This is a genomic window from Streptosporangium sandarakinum (genome assembly GCF_050942225.1).
Taxonomy (GTDB): Bacteria; Actinomycetota; Actinomycetes; order Streptosporangiales; family Streptosporangiaceae; genus Streptosporangium; species Streptosporangium nondiastaticum.
Window position 1 is genome coordinate 1,620,656 of sequence record NZ_CP192034.1, and the last position, 20,082, is coordinate 1,640,737.

A 20,082-nucleotide genomic window follows, 5' to 3' on the forward strand; every position below is an offset into this window, starting at 1 on the left:
CTGATTATCACCGTGACGCCGGGCGATCTCCCCGGTACCTTGAAGTGGGCCGACACTTCTGGGAGACGTCCATGGGCAAGTTCGACGGAATGGACCCCGAGCTGGTCCGCGATCTGCTGTCCGAGGTGCGTCAGGCGGCCGAGCAGATGCGGGCCGTCGAGGGCAGGGTCACCCGGCTGATGAGCGCGGCCGGCCTGTCCTCGCAGTCCGCCCACCGCCCGGCGCAGGTGGCCGACTCCGGCGAGAAGATGGTCCGTGACGTCTCCGCCCGCGTGGCGCTGCTGGAGAAGAAGATCAAGCAGAGCGCCGGGCACGAGGTGGGCCCCAAGGCCGCGGCCCCCAAGCCGGACACCGAGCCGTCGAAGGCCGACGACCGTGCCCCGGAGAGGCCGAAGGCCGAGGACCTCACACCGGCCGTTCCCAAGGACGGCGGCGGTCCGGACGCCAAGCACGACTCGGGCTCGGACGCCAAGAAGGACTCGGACGCCAGGCACGACTCGGATGCCAGGAAGGACGCCGGTCCGGAGGACAAGCAGGAGGTCCGGCGGGACGCCAAGGTCGAGGACAAGCCCCAGACCGGTTCCAAGGGGGACGAGACCGCCCCGCGCCGGGACGGTCCGGGGGACGCCCGGCACGACACCGGTTCGGACGCCAAGCATGACACGGGGTCGCAGTCCAAGCAGGACGGGGGCCCGGACGCCAGGCGTGACGCGGACCCGGGTTCGAAGCACGACACCGGCTCCCAGGGCAAGGACACCGGCTCGGACGCCAAGCACGGCTCGGACGACGAACAGGCCACCGGCTCGGACGGCAAGCACGGCTCAGAGGACAAGAAGGACGCCGACTCGGAGGCCAAGCAGGAGGTCCGGCGGGACGCCAAGGTCGAGGACAAGCCCGAGACCGGCTCCAAGGGGGACGAGACCTCCCCGCGTCGTGACGCCCCCGCCCCCGACACCTCGGCCCGTCGTGACGCCCCCGCCCCCGACACCTCGGCCCGCCGCGACGACTCCGTCCCCGACACCTCCGCGCGCCGGGACGACCAGGCTCCGGACACCTCGGCCCGCCGCGACGGCTCCGCTCCGGACACCTCCGCGCCTCGTGACGACTCGACCCCAGAGTCGCCCGGCGGACGCTCCGACGGGAAGATCGAGATCGTCTCCATCGGAGACCGCGACGCCGGGCAGGATCCCGGCGGTGACGCCGGGGCCAAGCATGACATCGGTTCCAAGGGCGACGAGCGCTCACCCAGAGCGGACCAGACCGGGACCCAGCAGGTCGGGACGGGCCAGCAGGGGGCCGACCAGACCGGGACGGGCCAGCAGACGGCGGACCGGACCGGGACCGGGCAGGGGACGTCCGGTGCCGACATCCTGGACACCCCGCGCAAGGACCACCCCGACGACATCGACCAGAGCGACCCGAGGCCGAAGGTCGTGTCGGTGGACGGCGTGAAGGTGCTGCAGATCCCGCTCAACCCGCCCACCGCCGCCGAGGTGACCGAGCTGCTGAACAACGCGGGGGACGTCCCGCCGGCCGATATGCCCACCGTGAACGGTGCCCCCGATCCCGCGGGGGCGCCTCCGGCTCAGGACGCCTCCCAGAGCGTTCCCACCACCCAGGACGCCTCCCAGAGCGTTCCCACGGCACAGGACGCCGCCCACACCGCCTCCCAGGGCGTCCCCACGGTCCAGGGCGCCGTGGACGCCCCCGTCGCGCAGGGAACCGCGGACGCCCCGGCCACCGGGACGCCGGCCGCGTCCGGCGGCTCCGGGGCCGCGGAGGTTCCGCTCGACCGGCCGGGGCAGGTCGAGCCGCACGGGCCGGTGCGGGACGTCAAGCCCGCCTTCCCCGTCCCGGACACCGTCGAGCCCGTCCCCGAGCAGGAGATCCAGCCGCCGGGCACGGGCGGGGAGCCGGCCTCCGGGCAGTCCGGTGCCCTCCGCTCCGACGGCTCCGCCGCGCATCACGCGGCGCAGCACCCCTCCGACGCCAATGGCTCCGCCGCGAACCACGTGGTGCGGCATCCCTCCGACACCCCTGACACCCCGAGCGCCGGTACGGCCGGCGACGCCGTACCGCGGCAGGCCCCGCCGGTCGCGGGCGCGGCGGGCGGCGGTGACGTGGTCTCGGTGCGGGTGGTCCCGCCGGACCCGGACGTCCTGGCGGCGCTCGTCGACGACGCGCGGGACATCGAGCCGATGGACATGCCGAGCGTGCGGGTCCCCGACGGCGAGGTGTGGGGCGAGGGGGCGTGGAGGCCCATGGACGTCGGGCCGGACGGCCCGGCGGGTGACCTGGACCCGGGAGACCCGCTACGGCCGATACCGCCGCCCGGCGACGAGCGGCAGGGCGGACGGTGACCGTGAGGAGCGTGTAGATGTACGTGGACCCGCCCGCGCCGCAGCCCATGCGTCAGGGAGAGACCCCTCCGGTCTCCCCGACCCCCGGCCTGCCGACTCCGGGCACGGCGACCGCCTGGGAGTTCAACCCCGACTACCAGAAGCTGGTCACGCTGTGGCGGGAGGTGCTTCCCCTGCTCGACACGATGGCCACCAGCCTGGACAAGGCATACCGGATGGCCAGGAGCGGGGACGTCTGGGACGCGCCCGTCGCCGAGCGCTACGTGCAGGACATGACCGAGTGGCGCAACCGCCTCGGCCTCTACCGGCAGGCGATCCTCACCTCGATCAGCGACCAGGCGGCCGACACGCCGAGATGGGTGCCCGCCGACGTCGGGGCGCCGCACGCGTTCTCCTGACAGCCGGAGGCCCGGCCGGAACGGGCGCCCGGCCCGGCGGCGGGCCCGCGCCCGATCCGGTGAAAGGCCCGTGCCTGACCTGGGACGGGAAGGTGGTTGGACTTAGAGTGGGTTGAGTCACCGTCCCGGGGATGTGAGCCATGGACGACGCAGATCCGTACTACGGCCCCGACTTCGGCCTCCTGCGGAGGCAGGACCCGGAGGTCGCGAGCGTCCTGCTGGACGAGCTCGACCGGCTTCGCGGGGGCCTCCAGCTCATCGCCAGCGAGAACTTCACCTCGCCCGCCGTGCTCGCCGCCCTCGGCTCGACGCTCACCAACAAGTACGCCGAGGGGTACCCCGGCAGGCGCTACTACGCCGGGTGCGAGGTCGTCGACCGGGCCGAGCGCCTCGCGATCGACCGGGCCAGGCGGCTCTTCGGCGCCGACCACGTCAACGTGCAGCCCCACTCGGGGGCATCGGCCAACCTCGCCGCCTACGCCGCGCTGCTCCAGCCCGGTGACACCGTCCTGGCCATGGCGCTGTCGCACGGCGGCCATCTCACCCACGGCTCCAGGGTCAACTTCTCCGGCCGGTGGTTCGACGTCGTCGCGTACGGCGTGCGCCGGGACACCGAGCTGATCGACTACGACGAGGTCAGGGAGCTGGCGCTGCGGCACCGGCCCAAAATGATCATCTGCGGGGCCACGGCCTACCCCCGCGCGATCGACTTCGCCGCCTTCCGCGGGATCGCCGACGAGGTGGGCGCGTGGCTGCTCGCCGACGTCGCGCACACCATCGGGCTGATGGCCGGCGGCGCCCTGCCGTCGGCGGTGCCGTACGCCGACGTGGTCACCTTCACCACGCACAAGGCGCTGCGCGGGCCGCGGGGCGGCGGGATCATGTGCACGGAGGAGCTGGCGGCCAGGATCGACCGGGCGGTCTTCCCGTTCGTCCAGGGCGGCCCGCTCATGCACGCGGTGGCGGCGAAGGCGGTGGCGTTCGGGGAGGCGCTCCGGCCGGAGTTCGCCGGCTACGCCCGGCAGGTGGTGGCCAACGCCAGGGCCCTGGCCGACGGGCTGGCCGCGGAGGACATGCGCCCGGTCGCCGGGGGCACCGACAGCCATCTGGCCCTGATCGATCTGCGCGGCACCGGGATGTCCGGCGCCGCGGCCGAGGCGCGGTGCACCGCGGCGGGCATCACGCTGAACCGCAACGCGATCCCCTACGACCCCGAGCCGCCCACGGTGACGTCCGGCGTCCGGGTCGGCACCCCCTGCGTCACGACGCAGGGGATGGGCGCCGAGGCGATGAAGGAGGTCGCCTCGATGGTGGCGCAGGCCGTCCGGAACCCGGACGCGGCGGGAGAGATCAGGGCGCGGGTGACGGAGCTCGTGCGGGAGTACCCCGCATATCCCAGCGAACTGTGAGGGGTTCTGTACCCCTTTCCGGTCACAGCCGGTCGTGGCATCCGCGAAACTAGGTCCGTGCGCGAGTATCTGTTCATGGCGCTGGTGGCGGCCGCGGTGACATACCTGCTGGTGCCCCTGGTCCGCGTGTTCGCCATCCGCATCGGCGCGATGCCGGAGGTCCGCGACCGAGACGTGCACACCATCCCGACGCCCCGGCTCGGCGGCCTGGCGATGTACGGCGGCCTCGTCGCCGGCCTGCTGGTCGCCAGCAACCTCCCGTACGCCGGGGGCAAGCTGGCCGAGGGCAAGACCGTCATCGCGCTGATCGCGGCGGGTGGTCTCATCACCCTGACCGGCTTCCTGGACGACTGGTGGGGGATGGACGCCCTCATCAAGCTGGCCGGGCAGATCGGCGCCGCCGGGGTCCTGGTGGTGTTCGACGTCAGCCTGCCGTGGCTGCCGCTGCCCGACTCGCTGGGCGGTCAGGTCATCCTCGACTCCACGCTGAGCCCACTGATCACCGTCATGGTCGTGGTGGTCATGATCAATGCGGTGAACTTCGTCGACGGCCTCGACGGGCTGGCGGCCGGGATCGTCGGCATCGCCGCGATGGCCACGTGGAGCTACTCGGTCGTGCTGTCGAAGGACTACGGCAACACCAGCATCAACGTGACGGCGGCGATCGCGGCGGTGCTCATCGGGGTGTGCCTGGGCTTCCTGCCGCACAACTTCCACCCGGCCAAGATCTTCATGGGCGACACCGGGGCGATGCTGATCGGTCTGGTCCTCGCCTCCACGATGATCACGATCACCCCGCTCGACTCCGAGACCTTCGCGGTCAACAGCTTCCCGGTGATCCTGCCGCTGGTGGTGCCGGTCGCCATCCTGGTGCTGCCGCTGCTCGACCTGATCATGGCGGTCATCCGGCGCACGTCCAACGGGCTGTCGCCGTTCGCGCCCGACCGGGGGCACCTGCACCACCGGTTGCTGGACATCGGCCACTCCCACCGGCGCAGTGTGCTGCTGATGTACGCCTGGACCTTCCTGTTCGCCTTCGCCGTCGTGGCCATGGCCGCGTGGGGTGTGCCGCTCCTGCTGTTCCCGCTTGTGGTGCTGCTGGCCGTCGGCGTGCTGGTGATGATGGCACTGCCGCGCTGGCGGGCGCGCCGGGGCGGCGGGGGGGCGGCGCCCGCCGCCGGGCACCACGACCGGCCCGACGCCGGGCCGGGCGGCCCGGACGGCGGCCGGGCCCGCCCGCTCCCGGGGGAGGCGCCGGGGCTGCCGCCGGAGATGCCCGGCCCCCGGTCCTCCGCCGCGGGGGACGACACGGCCACGCTGGCGGTGCTGCCCGACATCTCGCTCACGGCTCCCGGGCCGGGCGTTCCGGGTCCTGAGACGAGGCGCTGATCACCTCGCGTCCACTGCTTGATCGTTTACTTGAAACGGCAGGTAAAGGCGCTCTTCCATGAGCTTGTGATAGCTTTCACTAGCAGCCGCCGAATTGGACGCGACCTGTAAGGTACCAATCGCTCGCTTGATAACCACCCACCTGGAGCGCTGATGCAGGACAACGATCTCCGGATCCTCAGGGCCGCCGCGATTCCCACGGCCCTGGTCGGTCTGGTCGCCGTCGTCGTCGCCGCGCTTCTCGCGGGAGGGCAGGGGGCGCTGGGGGCCGGCGTCGGCGTCCTGGTGGTGGCGGCGTTCTTCACGATCAGCCTGGTCGCCGTCGCCTACGCGGCGCGGATCTCGCCCACGATGATGATGGCCGCGGCGATGGGAAGCTACTTCGTCAAGATCCTCATCCTGGCGGTGCTGCTGGAGGTCTTCTCGGACTCCACCGTGTGGAACCCGAGGGCGTTCGCTCTGACGGTCATCGCCTGCACGATCTGCTGGACCATCGGCGAGGCGCGCGGGTTCCTGCGGCTGCGCATGCTGTACGTCGACCCCGACACCAAGGTTCCTGGCCAGTACCAGGGAGGCAAAAGGTGATATTTCGCCTTTCGCTGCTCGGGTCCCCTAGACTCGCTGCGACAGACGGGACGGAACGAGTCACCGTCGGACGCCTGCGGGGGAGGGTCTCCGAAGGTTGGTTCGATATGACTAGTCAGAGTCGCGCCTGCTATTGTCGCGTGCGCGATAAACGAAGGTAGGGGAATGACCGCCGGAGCCACAGAGCCCTGGCCTCTCCGCCCTTTTCCACGTTCCTCGTCCGGCCGGTCCGCTCTCGGCGTGATCCGCTGGATGGCCTTTTGACCAATCACCACGACGAAGGGAACGCCGAGTGAGCGCCGCGCTGACGCCTCTCGCCTCCGAGGAGTTCCAGGCTCCGGGGCTCGGCATATTCGACTGGCCGCCGCTCGTCCAGGGTCAGGCCTGGTTCAACAAGCCGGCCCTGCTCGCGCTGATCGGCTCGCTGCTGGTCATCGTGCTCGTCTACGCCTCCTTCTCCCGTCCGAAGCTGGTGCCGAGGGGCATGCAGAACCTCGGTGAGATGGCCTACGAGTTCGTCCGCGAGCAGGTCGCCCGGCCGAACCTGGGCAAGGACAGCGACCGGTGGATGCCGCTGCTGTTCACCATGTTCTTCTTTGTGTGGATCATGAACCTGTTCGGTTCCGTGATCTTCATCCAGTTCCCCGTGATGTCGCGGATCGGCTACCCGGCGATCCTCTCCCTCGGGGTCTGGGTGCTGGTGATGTACCTCGGCATGAAGCACCAGGGACCGGTCAAGTTCTTCACGAACGTGATGTTCCCCCCCGGCCTGCCGAAGTGGATCTACGTCCTCGTCGCGCCGATCGAGCTCATCTCGACCTTCTTCCTGCGCCACATCACCCACGCGGTCCGGCTCTTCGCCACCATGATGGCCGGCCACCTGATCATCGCGCTGTTCTCCGAGGTCGGCTGGCACTTCCTGTTCGTCCAGCTCACGCCGCTCGGCGCGCCGCTCGGCGTGCTCGGCGTCATCATGACGATCCTGCTCACCGCCTTCGAGCTGTTCATCCAGGCCCTGCAGGCGTACGTCTTCGCCCTGCTGACCGCGATGTTCATCAACGACGCGCTGCACCCGGCGCACTAAGACCTTCCGCTCCCACCGCCAGAGAGCCCCGGTGGACACCTTCCACTGGTCGATAGAAAAGGAAACCCAAGAATGTCCAACGTCCAGCTGCTCGCTGAGGTGACCGGCAACCTCGGTTCGATCGGTTACGGCCTCGCCGCCATCGGCCCCGGCGTCGGCATCGGCATCATCTTCGGTCAGGGTGTCCAGGCCATCGCCCGCCAGCCCGAGGCCTACGGCCTCATCCGGCAGAACATGATCCTGGGCTTCGTGTTCGCCGAGGCGCTCGCGCTGATCGGTATCGCTCTCGCGTTCGCCTTCAAGGCCTGACAAACGACCAGCCCTGAAGGAAGGCAGCAGTCATGAATCTGCTAGCTGCAGAGGAAGCGACGAACCCGCTCATCCCCAACCTGGCCGAGATGGTCGTCGGGGGATTCGCGTTCCTGGTCGTCCTCTTCTTCGTCGGGCGTCTCCTGGTCCCCCGTATCCAGAAGACCCTCGCCGATCGCGTCGACGCGATCGAGGGCGGCCTGAAGCGGGCCTCGGACGCGCAGGAAGAGGCGCAGCGGGCTCTCCAGCAGTACAAGGACCAGCTCGCCGAGGCTCGTCACGAGGCTTCCCGCCTGCGTGAGGAGGCTCGCGAGCAGGGCGCGCAGATCAAGGCCGAGCTCCGCGAGGAGGCCCAGGCCGAGGCCCGGCGCCTCGTCGAGGCCGCGCACGCCCAGATCGAGGCCGACCGCCAGCAGGCGTTCGCGCAGCTCCGCAACGAGATCGGCCGCCTGTCGGTCGACCTCGCCACCCGCATCGTCGGTGAGTCCCTCGAGGACGAGGCGCGTCGTCGCCGCACCGTCGACCGGTTCCTTGAGGAGCTGGAGTCCAGCAACGCGGCGGTCCGCTGATGAGGGGTCTGAGCAGGGCCTCGCTGGCCGAGGTCGAAGAGCGCTTCAACGCGGTGGCGGGAAGCGCCGACCTCGGCTCGCTGGCCGACGAGCTCTTCGCGGTCGCCGACCTGCTCGACCGTGAGCACGGGCTCCGCCGCTACCTGTCCGACCCCTCCCGCGCCGCGGCCCAGAAGGAGCAGGCCGTACGGGTCCTGCTGCAGGGCAAGGTGAGCGCCGCGGCGCTGGAGACCGTCGTGGCGGCCGCGTCCGCGAGGTGGACGCGGCCCGGCGACCTGGCCGACGCGCTGGAGCGGCTCGGCGTCGTCTCGGCGGCCGCCGAGGCCGAGGCGCAGGGCAGGCTCGACGACGTCGAGGACGAGCTGTTCCGGTTCGGCCGCGTCGTCGCCTCCAACCGCGACCTGCACCAGGCGCTGTCCAACCCGAACGTCCCCGAGGGGGGCAAGCGGGAGCTGCTCGAGACGCTGGTCGGGAGCAAGGTCGTACCCAGCACGCTCCGTCTGATCGGGCAGGTCGTCGCACACCCCCGAGGACGTAGCCTGGACGGAGGGCTGGAGGAGTTCGGCAGCCTGGTCGCCGCCCAGAGGCAGCGCCTCGTCGCGGTGGTGCGCAGCGCCGTCGACCTCTCCGAGGAGCAGAAGCAGCGTCTCGCCAGGTGGCTGCGCACTACATACGGTCACGACGTTCAGCTGAACGTCGAGGTGGATCCGCGGGTGCTCGGAGGGTTCTCGATCCGCATCGGGGACGACCTCATCGACACCACCGTCGCGGGACGAATCGAAGAAGTCCGCCGCCGGTTGGCCGGCTAGGCGAATAGGGAGACTGAAGAGAGATGGCGGAGCTTACGATCCGGCCGGACGAGATCCGGGACGCCCTTGAGCGCTTCGTCCAGGCATACGAGCCGGAAGGTGCCGCGCGCGAGGAGATCGGGACCGTCGTCGACGCCGGCGACGGCATCGCCCACGTCTCCGGCCTTCCCTCGGCGATGGCGAACGAGCTGCTGGAGTTCGAGAACGGCACGCGCGGCCTGGCCCTGAACCTCGACACCCGTGAGATCGGTGTCGTCGTCCTGGGTGACTTCAGCGGAATCGAGGAAGGCCAGACGGTCCGCCGGACGGGCCAGGTCCTGTCCGTGCCGGTCGGCGACAACTTCCTCGGCCGCGTGGTCGACCCGCTGGGAGTCCCGATCGACGGCAAGGGCGCCATCGAGTCCGAGGGCCTGCGCGCCCTTGAGCTCCAGGCCCCGTCCGTGGTCCAGCGCCAGCCGGTCAAGGAGCCGCTGCAGACCGGCCTCAAGGCCGTCGACGCCATGACGCCGATCGGCCGCGGCCAGCGCCAGCTGATCATCGGTGACCGCGGCACGGGCAAGACCGCCATCGCCGTGGACACCATCCTCAACCAGCGGGAGAACTGGCTGTCGGGCGACCCCGACAAGCAGGTCCGCTGCGTCTACGTCGCGATCGGCCAGAAGGGTTCGACGATCGCCCAGGTGAGGGGCCGCCTCGAGGAGGCGGGCGCGATGGAGTACACCACCATCGTCGCCGCTCCGGCCTCCGACCCGGCCGGTTTCAAGTACCTCGCCCCCTACACCGGTTCGGCCATCGGCCAGCACTGGATGTACCAGGGCAAGCACGTGCTGATCATCTTCGACGACCTGACCAAGCAGGCCGACGCCTACCGCGCGGTCTCGCTGCTGCTGCGCCGTCCGCCGGGCCGTGAGGCGTTCCCCGGCGACGTCTTCTACCTCCACTCCCGCCTGCTGGAGCGCTGCGCCAAGCTCTCCAAGGAGATGGGCGGCGGCTCGATGACCGGTCTGCCGATCATCGAGACGAAGGGCAACGACGTCTCGGCGTTCATTCCGACCAACGTCATCTCCATCACCGACGGCCAGTGCTTCCTCGAGACCGACCTGTTCAACGCGGGTGTGCGTCCGGCCATCAACGTCGGTGTCTCCGTCTCCCGAGTCGGCGGTTCGGCGCAGATCAAGGCGATGCGCAAGGTCGCCGGTACGCTCCGTCTGTCGCTGTCGCAGTACCGCGACCTGGAGGCCTTCGCGGCCTTCGCCTCCGACCTGGACGCGGCCTCCCGTGCCCAGCTGGAGCGCGGTCAGCGTCTGGTCGAGCTGCTGAAGCAGTCGCAGTACGCCCCGTTCCCCATCGAGAAGCAGGTCGTGTCGGTCTGGGCCGGCACCTCCGGTGAGCTCGACGACGTTCCGGTCGAGGACATCCGCCGCTTCGAGGCGGAGTTCCTGGACCACCTGGAGCGCAACAACAAGGGCGTCTTCGACGGCATCCGCGAGACCAAGGAGCTGTCCGACGACGCGGTGACGACCCTCAAGGACGCCATCACCGAGTTCAAGAAGACCTTCGAGACCGCCTCGGGCGAGCTGCTGGTCCGTGACGAGTCGGTGGCGGCCATGGACGCCGGCGACGTCGGTCAGGAGAAGATCACCAAGCACGTCCGCACGGCTGAGAAGAAGTAGCCGATGGGTGCCCAGCTAAGACTGCTGCGGCGGCGGATCCGGTCGGTCAGGTCCACGGCGAAGATCACGCGTGCCCAGGAGCTCATCGCTTCGTCGCGCATCGTGAAGGCGCAGCAGCGGATGCAGGCGGCCATGCCGTACGAGCGCGAGATCACGCGCGCCGTCACGGGCGTCGTCAGCAACACCGCCAGCGTCGACCACCCGTTGACCGTGGCCAAGGAGCAGCCCGCCAGGGCCGCCGTGCTCATCCTGAGCAGCGACCGCGGGTTCGCCGGCGGTTTCAACGCCAACGTCCTGCGCGAGGCCGAGGCCCTGCGCGGCCTCCTGGAGAGCAGGGGCGTCACGCCCACGCCCTACGTGGTGGGCCGCAAGGGCATCGCCTGGCACTCCTTCCGGGGCCGCGAGATGGGCGGGCAGTGGGCCGGGTTCTCCGACAACCCCTCCTACTCCCACGCCAAGGAGATCGCTGAAGCCCTGATCCAGGCGTTCTCGGCGGAGGACGGGGTGGACGAGATCCACATCGTCTCCACCGGATTCGTGTCCATGCTGACCCAGGAGGTGCGGGTCAACCGCATCCTGCCGCTGGAGGTCGAGGAGACGACCGAGGCGCCGGACACGCCGCTGCCGTACTTCGAGTTCGAGCCCGAGGCCGGTGCGGTGCTGGACTCGCTGCTGCCGCGCTACGTGGAGTCGCGCATCTTCAGCGCGCTCCTGCAGTCGGCGGCCTCCGAGCACGCGGCACGCCGCCGGGCCATGAAGTCGGCGACCGACAACGCCAACGAGCTCATCCGCGTCTTCACCCAGCAGATGAACCAGGCTCGCCAGGCGGAGATCACCCAGGAAATCAGCGAGATCGTCGGTGGCGCGAACGCGCTGGCTGACGCCGCAGCGGGGAAAGAGTGAAATGACTGCAGAGACTGTTGAGACCGGCGTGGGCCGCGTCGCGCGGGTCACGGGTCCCGTCGTCGACGTGGAGTTCCCCGTCGAGGCGATGCCCGACATCTACAACGCCCTGACCGTCGACGTCACCATCGGCGGCGAGTCCCAGACCCTGACCATGGAGGTCGCCCAGCACCTGGGTGACAACCTCGTCCGGGCCATCTCCATGCGGCCCACCGACGGTGTGGTCCGCGGCGCCGCCGTGACCGACACCGGCGGCCCGATCTCGGTGCCGGTCGGCGACGTCGTCAAGGGCCACGTGTGGAACGCCCTCGGCCAGCCGCTGGACACCGACGCCGCGTCGCTGCAGGTGACCGAGCGCTGGGGCATCCACCGCCCGTCGCCGTCGTTCGACGCCCTCGAGTCGCGCACCGAGATGCTGCCCACCGGCATCAAGGTCATCGACCTGCTCACCCCGTACGTCAAGGGTGGCAAGATCGGTCTGTTCGGCGGCGCCGGCGTCGGCAAGACCGTTCTGATCCAGGAGATGATCCGCCGCGTCGCGCTGAAGTTCTCGGGCACCTCGGTGTTCGCGGGCGTCGGCGAGCGCACCCGTGAGGGCAACGACCTCTGGCTGGAGATGGAGGAGGCGGACGTCCTCAAGGACACCGCGCTCGTCTTCGGCCAGATGGACGAGCCGCCGGGCACCCGTCTGCGCGTCGCGCTCTCCGCCCTCACCATGGCGGAGTACTTCCGTGACGTGCAGAAGCAGGACGTGCTTCTGTTCATCGACAACATCTTCCGGTTCACCCAGGCCGGTTCCGAGGTCTCCACCCTGCTCGGCCGCATGCCGTCCGCGGTGGGTTACCAGCCGACCCTGGCCGACGAGATGGGCGTCCTGCAGGAGCGCATCACCTCGACCCGCGGTCACTCGATCACCTCCATGCAGGCGATCTACGTCCCCGCGGACGACATCACCGACCCGGCCCCGCACAACGCGTTCGCGCACCTCGACGCGCAGACCGTTCTGTCCCGGCCGATCTCGGAGAAGGGCATCTACCCCGCGGTGGACCCGCTCGACTCCACCTCGCGGATCCTCGACCCGCTGATCATCGGCGAGGAGCACTACCGCGTGGCCCAGGAGACCAAGCGGATCCTGCAGAAGTACCGCGAGCTGCAGGACATCATCGCGATCCTCGGTATCGACGAGCTCTCCGAAGAGGACAAGGTCACCGTCCAGCGGGCCCGTCGTATCGAGCGCTTCCTCTCCCACCCGATGTACGCCGCCGAGGCGTTCACCGGCCAGCCGGGTGAGTTCGTGCCGCTGGACGAGACGATCGCCTCGTTCAAGGGTCTGTGCGCCGGTGAGTACGACCACCTCCCCGAGCAGGCGTTCTTCATGGTCGGTGGCATCGAGCAGGCCATCGCCAAGGCCAAGGAACTCGCCCGCTAGTCGCCTTGGGCGCCGGCATGGCCTCGGGCCGTGCCGGCGCCTGGTTCGAAAGGAACTGGAAAGAAAGTGGCGAAGCTGCGAGTAGGCGTCGTCTCTCCGGAGCGGGAGCTCTGGTCCGGAGAGGCCGACATGGTGATTGCCAAGACCATCGACGGCGAGATCGGCATCATGCCGAGGCACGCCCCGGTGATCGGTGTCCTCGTCGAGGGCGGCGTGCTGAGGGTCAAGCGCGGTGGCGGCGAGACGGACCTGGTCGCCGCGGTCCACGGCGGGTTCATCTCGGTGGCCAGCGACGAGGTGTCGATCCTGGCCGAGACGGCCGAGCTCGGCTCCGAGGTCGACGTCGACCGGGCCCGGGACGCGCTCCAGCGGGCTCAGTCCTCGATGGACGCGGGCCAGGCCGACGTCAGCGTCGATGTCACCGCCGCCAAGCGCGCCAAGGCCAGGCTGCGCGCGGCCGGCGAGGAAGTCGGTTAAATTCTGCTTCTGAGCGGTACGGCTTTTGGGAGCGGGAATGACGGCGCTGAACGTACTCATCGTGGTGACGGCGGTCGTCGTCCTCATCGCCCTCCGCGGGCTGGTTCTGGCACGCTCCCGGGGATCGGTGCTGTGTTGCCTGCGCCCGGTTCCGGGGAAGCGGAGCTGGCGGGTGGGAGTGGCCCGCTACGCCAAGGACCAGCTCAACTGGATTCCGCTCATAGGTCTGCTACCAAGGCCGCGCCACGTGATCGTGAGGCGCGGCCTTGTGGTTTCCGGGCGCCGCAGGGTGGGGTCCGGCGAGTTCTTCGGATTCATCGAGGGCGTCACGGCGCTGGAGTGCCGTAACGGCCCCGACGCCTTCGAGATCGCCATGGGCTACCGCGCGCTGACCGGGTTCGTCGCCTGGCTGGAGTCCGCCCCGCCCAGCGCCTACCTCGACGTCGCCTGACCCTTCTTCCGCCGCCCTCATATCGACGACAGGCCCCCGTCCCCGGTTCGCCGGGGACGGGGGCCTGTCGTTTTCCCGGCTTGGCCCTCGCCTCCGGAGGGCGCGCGCCGGGCGGGATTGACCGGTTGCCATGCACCTTCTATGGTTCATTACTGTAGTAATGAACCATAGAAGCAGGTGCCATGTTCGACGACCGGAGCCCGATCTACCGGCAGATCGCCGAGCGCATCAAGGCGGATGTGCTGAACGGGACATTGGGCGGCGACGAGCAGATCATGTCCACCAACCAGTACGCCGCCTTCTATCGGATCAACCCGGCGACGGCCGCCAAGGCCTTTCAGCAGCTTGTGGACGAGGGCGTGCTGTACAAGAAGCGAGGAATCGGCATGTTCGTGAGTCCGGGGGCTCCGGAGGCGCTCAGGTCCGGGCGAAGGGAGAGGTTCTTCACCGACGTGGTGGACCCGATGGTGGCCGAGGCCAGGGCCATCGGGATCCCGCTCGGTGAGGTGATCGGCCGCATCGAGGAGCTGGAGGGGAGATGAGGATCGATGTCCAGGATCTGGTGCTGTGTTACGGCGAGACCACGGCGCTCGACGGGCTGTCGTTCACCCTGGAGAGCGGGAAGATCTACGGGCTGCTCGGCCGTAACGGCTCGGGCAAGTCGAGCCTGACGTCGGTCCTGGCGGCCTTCCGCCGCCAGACGAGCGGTGAAGCGCTGGTGGACGGGCGGCCGGTGTTCGAGAACGCGGACCTCACCCGCCGGATCGGCCTGGTCCGGGACGAGGGAGAGGCGATCACCATCGGCACCGTCGAGGACGCCCTCTACTTCGCCGAGTGGTTGCGCCCGAGCTGGGACGCCGACTATTCCCGCTCACTGCTGGAGACGTTCGGGATCCCGCCCAAGGCGAACGTCAAGACGATGTCCAAGGGGCAGCGCTCGGCGCTGGGGGTGGTGGTCGGCCTGGCGAGCCGGACGCCGCTGACCATGTTCGACGAGGCTCACCTCGGCATGGACGTGCCGTCCAGGCAGGCGTTCCACGACGCGCTGCTCGCCGACTACATGGCGCACCCGCGCACGTTCATTCTGGCGAGCCACCTCATCGAGGAGGCCGCCCCGCTGTTCGAGGAGGTGCTGATCATCGACCGTGGCAGGCTCGTCGTGCACGAGGACGCCGGGACGCTGCTGTCGAGAGGGGTCTCCGTGACCGGCCCCGCCGCCCGGGTGGACGCCTTCACCGCCGGGCTGACCGTGCTGGACGCCAAGGACCTCGGCCCGACCCGGTCGGCGATGGTCTACGGCGAGCTCGACGACGCCCGGCGCCGCGAGGCCGCCGAAGCCGGCCTCGAACTCGGGCCGGTCGCCATGCAGGAGCTGTTCGTCCACCTGACCGGAGGCCCCCGATGAGGTTCCCCAGCCGTCTCCTGGCCGCCAACATGGTCTTCGCGCTGCTGCTGTGGGGGGTGCTCCTGGTGGGCGTCGCGCTGGTCGCGGCGGGCGTCGCGGTCTTCGGCACGCTCGCCGAAAGCGCGTGGGAGAAGGGCGTGCAGCTCGCCCGGTGGTACGCGCTGTTCGTCGGCGTGGCCCTGGTGCGGGAGTACCTGCCGATGTACCTCGCGCACGGGGTGACCCGCCGCCAGTTCGGCGCGCAGGCGGCCGTCACCGCCACCCTGTTCGCGCCGTTCCTGGCAGCCCTGGTCGCGGTCGGCTACCTGCTGGAGGCGGGAGTGTACGGCCTGGCCGGCCTGCCCCAGACGCTGGACCGGGCCCACCTGTTCGCCGAGCCGACCCACGTGCCGCTCGTCTTCGCCGAGTACCTGATCGAGATCGGCGCCTGGATCGTCGCGGGCTCCTTCGTCGGCGCCGCCTTCTACCGCTGGAACGGCGGCGGCCTGCTCGCCCTCCCGGTCGGCGTCGGCCTGGTCGTGCTGGCGGAGAGCGCGATCGGCACGGAACTGCGGCTGCCGTTCGTCAGCCGCCTCGCCCTGGGCCTGGACGTCCCGCAGTCCCCGGTGGTCACCGCCGGCCTGGGGCTGGCCGCGTTCCTGATCGGCCTGGCCTTGACCTGGCTGGTCGTCCGGAACGTGCCGCTACGCAGCAGACCGGCCTGAACGGCGGGTAGGGGCCGGGTTCCGCGCGGCGACGCGAACCCGGCCACGAACCTGCTGCTCGCTGCCCGGACTCCGCCGATTTCGGCATCGTCATGCTCCGCGGCTCAGTGATCACGTCTTTCGGCGAGGATCGCCCAGCCCGCAGGCGAGCTGATCAGCCCCGCGGCCACCGTTGACGCCTGAGTCCGGCGTGGCGGTCGCGGCCGTGTTCCGGCCCGCGCCGCCGGGGCCGTCAGCGGGTGCCGCCGGGCTTCCAGAGGATCTCGTCGCCGTGGGCGGCGATGCGGCACAGGATGAACATCAGGTCGCTCAGCCGGTTGAGGTACTTGGCGGTCAGCGGGTTGACGTCGTCGTGGTCCGAAAGGGCCGCCCAGACGGTCCGCTCGGCCCGCCGTACGACCGTGCGGGCCACGTGGAGCTGGGCGACGGCGGGGGTGCCGCCCGGCAGGATGAAGCTGCGCAGCGGCTTGAGGCGCTCGTTGAACTCGTCGCAGCGCCCCTCCAGCCATTCGATGTAGGAGGGCTCGACGCGCAGCGGCGGGAACTCGGGGTTCTCGGTGACCGGGGTGCACAGGTCGGCGCCGACGTCGAACAGCTCGTTCTGGATCCGGCCGAGGACCGTCGCGACGTCCTCGTCGAGGGCGCCGGTCGCCAGGGCCACGCCGATCGCCGCGTTGGCCTCCTCGACATCGGCGTAGGCGGCCAGCCGGGGATCGGTCTTGTGGGTGCGGCTCATGTCTCCGAGAGCGGTCGTGCCGTCGTCGCCGGTCCGGGTGTAGATCTTGGACAGCACCACCGGCTTGTCCCTGTCAGCTCGCGTCATGGGGTTCAGCGTAGCGACCGGAAAACTCCTACGATCTCCTGCATAGCGGACAATATGCTGGGGAAATGGGCTCTGGTTACTACCTCCGATTTCCCCATCTCTCCCGCGACACGCTGACGTTCGTCGCGGACGACGACGTCTGGGCGGCCCCCGCGGACGGCGGGCGCGCCTGGCGCCTCACCTCCGACCGGGCCCCCGCGGCACATCCCCGTCTCTCCCCGGACGCCACGAAGGTGGCCTGGACGAGCCTCCGCGACGGAGACCCCGAGGTGTACCTCGCGGACCTGGAGTCCGGCTCCGCCGAGCGGCTGACCTACTGGGGGGACATGCGGACCCGCACCCGCGGCTGGACGCCCGGCGGCGAGGTCCTCGCGATCAGCGCGACCGGACAGCCCTTCACCCCCTGGAGCTGGGCCTACGCCATCGGTGACGGCCTGCCCGAGCGGCTGCCGTACGGGCCGGTCACCGACCTGTCGATCGCCGGAGAGAAGGCCGGGGAGGTGTCCGGCGCGGTGGCGCTGCTGACCGGCGCCCTGGGCCGCGACCCGGGCACGTGGAAGCGCTACCGGGGCGGCACGGCCGGACGGCTGTGGATACGGCGGGCGGGCGAGGAGTCGTTCACCCGGCTGCTGGCCGACCTCGACGGGCACTTCGCCAACCCGATGCTCGTCGGCGGGCGCCTGGTGTTCCTGTCCGACCACGAGGGGATCGGCAACCTCTACTCCTGCGCGCCGGACGGCACCGGCCTGCGCCGGCACACCGACCACGACGTCTTCTACGCCCGGCACGCCACCACCGACGGCACCCGGATCGTCTACCAGAACGCCGGCGACCTCTACCTGCTGGACGGCCTGGACGCCGAGGCCCGCAGGCTCGACGTCAGGCTCGGTTCCCCGGTGCGGGGGCCGCAGCCGTACCAGGTGGACGCCGGACGGCGGCTGCACGGCCTGGCGGTGGACGAGACCGGCCGGGCCAGCGCGGTCGAGGTGCAGGGGACCGTGCACTGGATCACCCACCGGGACGGCCCGGCGCGGCAGCTCAGCTCCGGCCTGGCGGCCGGCACGCCGCGCGTCCTGGGCGCGGACAGGGTGGTGTGGGTCATCGACGACGGACACCGGCAGGGCCTGGAGATCGGCCCGGCCGGAGGCGGGGAGACCCACAGGATCGCCGAGGGGATGCTGGGCGAGGTCGGCGACCTGGCCGTCGCGCCCGACGGGAACACGATCGCGGTGGCGGCCAGGGACGGGCGGCTCCTGCTGGTGGACGTCGCCTCCGGCGAGGTCGCCGAGCTGACCCGGGCCGACGGGCAGGTCGACGGGCTGGCCTTCTCGCCCGACTCGGCCTGGCTGGCCTGGTCGCACCCCGAGGCCGACCCGCTGCGCAGAATCCGCCTGGCCCGGCTGGCGGACCGGGTGATCACCGACGTCACCGACGGCCGGTTCGTGGACACCTCACCCGCCTTCACCGGCGACCACCTGGTGTTCCTGTCGCGCCGCGGCTTCGACCCGGTCTACGACGCGCACTCCTTCGACATGTCCTTCCCGTTCGGTCACCGCCCCTACCTGGTGCCGCTGTCGGCGGCCACCCCGTCGCCGTTCGCGCCCAGCGCCGAGGGACGGCCCGTCGGGTCCCCGGACGACGACGGCGACGACAAGGGCAAGGACGACGTCCCCGCGCTCACCGTCGACCTGGAGGGCATCGCCGGCCGGGTCGTGCAGGTGCCGGTGCCCGAGGGCCGCTACTCGGCGCTCAGCGCGGTCAAGGACGGGTTCGTCTGGCTGCGCGAGCCGCTGGCCGGGGAGCTGGGCGAGGACCGCGAGAAGGTGGGGGCCGACGCGCCCAAGCCCGCGCTGGACCACTACGACCTGGTCAAGCGCAAGTGCGAGGAGATCGTCGATGAGCTCGACGACTACTGGGTGAGCGGCGACGGCACCCACCTCGTCGTCTCCTGCGACGGCGAGCTCACCGTCCGCAAGGTCGGCGGCAAGAACGACGATGACGACGTGACCGTGGACCTGTCGCGGATCCGGGTCACCGCCGACCCCCGCGCCCACCGGCGGCTCGCCTACGACCAGTTCGGCCGCCGGATGCGGGCCGACTTCTGGGTCGAGGACATGGCGGACGTCGAGTGGGACGCCGTGCTGGAGGAGTACCGGCCGCTGGTGGATCGCGTCGCCACCGCCGACGACTTCGCCGACCTGCTCTGGGAGGTCGCCGGGGAGCTCGGCACCTCGCACGCCTACGTCATCGCGGCTCCGTGGGGGCACCCGGCGTCCGACCGGGTCGGCCTGCTGGGGGCGGACCTGTCCCGGGACGCCGACGGCCGCTGGAGGGTGGACCGGGTGCTGCCCGGCGAGTCGTCGGACGTGTACGCCCGCTCGCCGCTGGCCGCGCCCGGCGCGGCCGTCCGTCCGGGGGAGACGCTGCTGGCGGTGGACGGCCGTCCGGTGACGCCGGACGGGCCGGCGCCGCTGCTGGTCGGCGCGGCCGACAAGCCGGTCGAGCTGACCCTGGAGGGCGGGCGCAAGGCGGTCGTCACGCCGCTCGGCGACGACCGGCGCCTGCGCTACCAGGACTGGGTCGCCGGGCGGCGGGCGCGGGTCCGCGAGCTGGGGGAGGGCCGGGTCGGCTACCTGCACATCCCGGACATGGTCGCCGAGGGCTGGGCGCAGTTCCACCGCGACCTGCGCCGGGAGATGGCCCGCGAGGCGCTGGTCGTGGACGTCCGCGGCAACCGGGGCGGCCACACCTCCGAGCTGGTCATCGAGAAGCTGATCCGCCGCGTCATCGCCTGGGAGAGCCCCCGCGGCATGACGCCCCTGACCTATCCCCGGGACGCGCCGCGCGGTCCGCTGGTCGCGGTCACCGACCGCGACGCCGGGTCCGACGGCGACATCGTCACCGCGGCCTTCAAGCTCCACCGGCTCGGGCCGGTGGTGGGCACCCGAACCTGGGGCGGGGTGATCGGCATCGAGGACGACCACCGTCTGGCCGACGGGACGTGCTTCACCGTGCCGAGGTACTCCTTCTGGTTCCAGGACCTCGGCTGGGAGGTGGAGAACCACGGTGTCGAGCCGGACGTCGACCTGGACATCACCCCCGACGACTGGGCCGCCGGGCGCGACACCCAGCTGGAGGAGGCCGTACGACTGGCGCTGGCCGCGCTGCGGGAGCGTCCGGCGGTGACCCCGCCCGACCCGGCCACCCGGCCCTCCCGCCGCCGCCCGGCGCTGCCGCCGCGGCCGTAGTCGGCATTGGTCAGCTCCCGGAGCTGACAGAAGCCGGATCGTCCGGTGATAACGGCG

At 70.8% G+C, this 20,082-nt stretch carries 19 protein-coding genes; 18 read left to right on the forward strand and 1 reads right to left on the reverse strand.

Annotated elements, in window-relative coordinates; genetic code table 11:
• Positions 1-71: 71 nt before the first annotated feature.
• The 17 genes from ACQP10_RS07660 (at position 72) to ACQP10_RS07740 (ending at position 15,954) form a co-directional block, all read left to right on the forward strand.
• Positions 72-2,360: a hypothetical protein gene (locus tag ACQP10_RS07660; RefSeq protein WP_433541112.1), complete on the forward strand. Its 2,289-nt coding sequence runs from the start codon at positions 72-74 to the stop codon at positions 2,358-2,360.
• 17 nt (positions 2,361-2,377) lie between these two features.
• Positions 2,378-2,758 (forward strand): hypothetical protein, encoded by a 381-nt coding sequence (locus ACQP10_RS07665; RefSeq protein WP_179819226.1) that lies wholly within the window; start codon positions 2,378-2,380, stop codon positions 2,756-2,758.
• A gap of 140 nt (positions 2,759-2,898) precedes the next feature.
• Positions 2,899-4,167, forward strand: a complete 1,269-nt coding sequence (gene glyA, locus ACQP10_RS07670) for a serine hydroxymethyltransferase (RefSeq protein ID WP_346022076.1) — start codon at positions 2,899-2,901, stop codon at positions 4,165-4,167.
• A 57-nt stretch (positions 4,168-4,224) separates the two neighbouring features.
• Positions 4,225-5,556 (forward strand): glycosyltransferase family 4 protein, encoded by a 1,332-nt coding sequence (locus ACQP10_RS07675; protein ID WP_189245942.1) that lies wholly within the window; start codon positions 4,225-4,227, stop codon positions 5,554-5,556.
• Positions 5,557-5,709: 153 nt separating this feature from the next.
• Positions 5,710-6,141, forward strand: a complete 432-nt coding sequence (locus ACQP10_RS07680) for a hypothetical protein (protein WP_179819223.1) — start codon at positions 5,710-5,712, stop codon at positions 6,139-6,141.
• 292 nt (positions 6,142-6,433) lie between these two features.
• Positions 6,434-7,225, forward strand: a complete 792-nt coding sequence (gene atpB / locus ACQP10_RS07685; protein WP_179819222.1) for a F0F1 ATP synthase subunit A — start codon at positions 6,434-6,436, stop codon at positions 7,223-7,225.
• Between the two features lie 72 nt (positions 7,226-7,297).
• Positions 7,298-7,534: an ATP synthase F0 subunit C gene (atpE, locus tag ACQP10_RS07690; protein WP_179819221.1), complete on the forward strand. Its 237-nt coding sequence runs from the start codon at positions 7,298-7,300 to the stop codon at positions 7,532-7,534.
• A gap of 32 nt (positions 7,535-7,566) precedes the next feature.
• A complete protein-coding gene (locus ACQP10_RS07695; protein ID WP_389993902.1) occupies positions 7,567-8,103 on the forward strand; it encodes a F0F1 ATP synthase subunit B in 537 nt (178 codons plus the stop codon).
• Positions 8,103-8,912: a F0F1 ATP synthase subunit delta gene (locus tag ACQP10_RS07700; RefSeq protein WP_179819219.1), complete on the forward strand. Its 810-nt coding sequence runs from the start codon at positions 8,103-8,105 to the stop codon at positions 8,910-8,912. Before ACQP10_RS07695 ends, ACQP10_RS07700 begins: the two co-directional genes overlap by 1 nt.
• A 23-nt stretch (positions 8,913-8,935) precedes the next feature.
• A complete protein-coding gene (gene atpA / locus ACQP10_RS07705) occupies positions 8,936-10,585 on the forward strand; it encodes a F0F1 ATP synthase subunit alpha (protein WP_189245948.1) in 1,650 nt (549 codons plus the stop codon).
• A 3-nt stretch (positions 10,586-10,588) separates the two neighbouring features.
• A complete protein-coding gene (locus ACQP10_RS07710; protein WP_179819217.1) occupies positions 10,589-11,488 on the forward strand; it encodes a F0F1 ATP synthase subunit gamma in 900 nt (299 codons plus the stop codon).
• A gap of 1 nt (position 11,489) precedes the next feature.
• Positions 11,490-12,917, forward strand: a complete 1,428-nt coding sequence (atpD, locus tag ACQP10_RS07715; RefSeq protein ID WP_389993907.1) for a F0F1 ATP synthase subunit beta — start codon at positions 11,490-11,492, stop codon at positions 12,915-12,917.
• A gap of 66 nt (positions 12,918-12,983) precedes the next feature.
• A complete protein-coding gene (locus ACQP10_RS07720; protein WP_179819215.1) occupies positions 12,984-13,394 on the forward strand; it encodes a F0F1 ATP synthase subunit epsilon in 411 nt (136 codons plus the stop codon).
• 37 nt (positions 13,395-13,431) lie between these two features.
• Positions 13,432-13,845, forward strand: a complete 414-nt coding sequence (locus ACQP10_RS07725) for a DUF2550 domain-containing protein (RefSeq protein ID WP_346022079.1) — start codon at positions 13,432-13,434, stop codon at positions 13,843-13,845.
• 182 nt (positions 13,846-14,027) lie between these two features.
• A complete protein-coding gene (locus ACQP10_RS07730; protein WP_346022080.1) occupies positions 14,028-14,387 on the forward strand; it encodes a GntR family transcriptional regulator in 360 nt (119 codons plus the stop codon).
• On the forward strand, positions 14,384-15,250 hold the full coding sequence (locus ACQP10_RS07735; protein WP_399499856.1) for an ATP-binding cassette domain-containing protein: 867 nt from the start codon (positions 14,384-14,386) through the stop codon (positions 15,248-15,250). The genes ACQP10_RS07730 and ACQP10_RS07735 overlap by 4 nt, the downstream gene beginning before the upstream one ends.
• Positions 15,247-15,954 (forward strand): hypothetical protein, encoded by a 708-nt coding sequence (locus tag ACQP10_RS07740; RefSeq protein ID WP_433541113.1) that lies wholly within the window; start codon positions 15,247-15,249, stop codon positions 15,952-15,954. The genes ACQP10_RS07735 and ACQP10_RS07740 overlap by 4 nt, the downstream gene beginning before the upstream one ends.
• A gap of 232 nt (positions 15,955-16,186) precedes the next feature.
• On the opposite strand, the gene ACQP10_RS07745 is transcribed toward ACQP10_RS07740, so the two are convergent.
• Positions 16,187-16,777 carry a cob(I)yrinic acid a,c-diamide adenosyltransferase gene (locus tag ACQP10_RS07745; RefSeq protein ID WP_346022083.1) on the reverse strand — a complete coding sequence of 197 codons (591 nt, stop codon included), beginning with the start codon at positions 16,775-16,777 and terminating at the stop codon, positions 16,187-16,189.
• Between the two features lie 65 nt (positions 16,778-16,842).
• Between ACQP10_RS07745 and ACQP10_RS07750 the strand changes: the two genes are divergently transcribed.
• On the forward strand, positions 16,843-20,025 hold the full coding sequence (locus ACQP10_RS07750) for a S41 family peptidase (RefSeq protein ID WP_433541114.1): 3,183 nt from the start codon (positions 16,843-16,845) through the stop codon (positions 20,023-20,025).
• Positions 20,026-20,082 lie beyond the last annotated feature (57 nt).

Coding starts and splice junctions, on each gene's coding strand:
- ACQP10_RS07660 (WP_433541112.1), top strand. CDS start 72: ATGGGCAAGTTCGACGGAATGGACCCCGAGCTGGTCCGCGATCTGCTG.
- ACQP10_RS07665 (WP_179819226.1), top strand. CDS start 2,378: ATGTACGTGGACCCGCCCGCGCCGCAGCCCATGCGTCAGGGAGAGACC.
- glyA (WP_346022076.1), top strand. CDS start 2,899: ATGGACGACGCAGATCCGTACTACGGCCCCGACTTCGGCCTCCTGCGG.
- ACQP10_RS07680 (WP_179819223.1), top strand. CDS start 5,710: ATGCAGGACAACGATCTCCGGATCCTCAGGGCCGCCGCGATTCCCACG.
- atpE (WP_179819221.1), top strand. CDS start 7,298: ATGTCCAACGTCCAGCTGCTCGCTGAGGTGACCGGCAACCTCGGTTCG.
- ACQP10_RS07695 (WP_389993902.1), top strand. CDS start 7,567: ATGAATCTGCTAGCTGCAGAGGAAGCGACGAACCCGCTCATCCCCAAC.
- ACQP10_RS07700 (WP_179819219.1), top strand. CDS start 8,103: ATGAGGGGTCTGAGCAGGGCCTCGCTGGCCGAGGTCGAAGAGCGCTTC.
- atpA (WP_189245948.1), top strand. CDS start 8,936: ATGGCGGAGCTTACGATCCGGCCGGACGAGATCCGGGACGCCCTTGAG.
- ACQP10_RS07710 (WP_179819217.1), top strand. CDS start 10,589: ATGGGTGCCCAGCTAAGACTGCTGCGGCGGCGGATCCGGTCGGTCAGG.
- atpD (WP_389993907.1), top strand. CDS start 11,490: ATGACTGCAGAGACTGTTGAGACCGGCGTGGGCCGCGTCGCGCGGGTC.
- ACQP10_RS07725 (WP_346022079.1), top strand. CDS start 13,432: ATGACGGCGCTGAACGTACTCATCGTGGTGACGGCGGTCGTCGTCCTC.
- ACQP10_RS07730 (WP_346022080.1), top strand. CDS start 14,028: ATGTTCGACGACCGGAGCCCGATCTACCGGCAGATCGCCGAGCGCATC.
- ACQP10_RS07735 (WP_399499856.1), top strand. CDS start 14,384: ATGAGGATCGATGTCCAGGATCTGGTGCTGTGTTACGGCGAGACCACG.
- ACQP10_RS07740 (WP_433541113.1), top strand. CDS start 15,247: ATGAGGTTCCCCAGCCGTCTCCTGGCCGCCAACATGGTCTTCGCGCTG.
- ACQP10_RS07745 (WP_346022083.1), bottom strand. CDS start 16,777: ATGACGCGAGCTGACAGGGACAAGCCGGTGGTGCTGTCCAAGATCTAC.
- ACQP10_RS07750 (WP_433541114.1), top strand. CDS start 16,843: ATGGGCTCTGGTTACTACCTCCGATTTCCCCATCTCTCCCGCGACACG.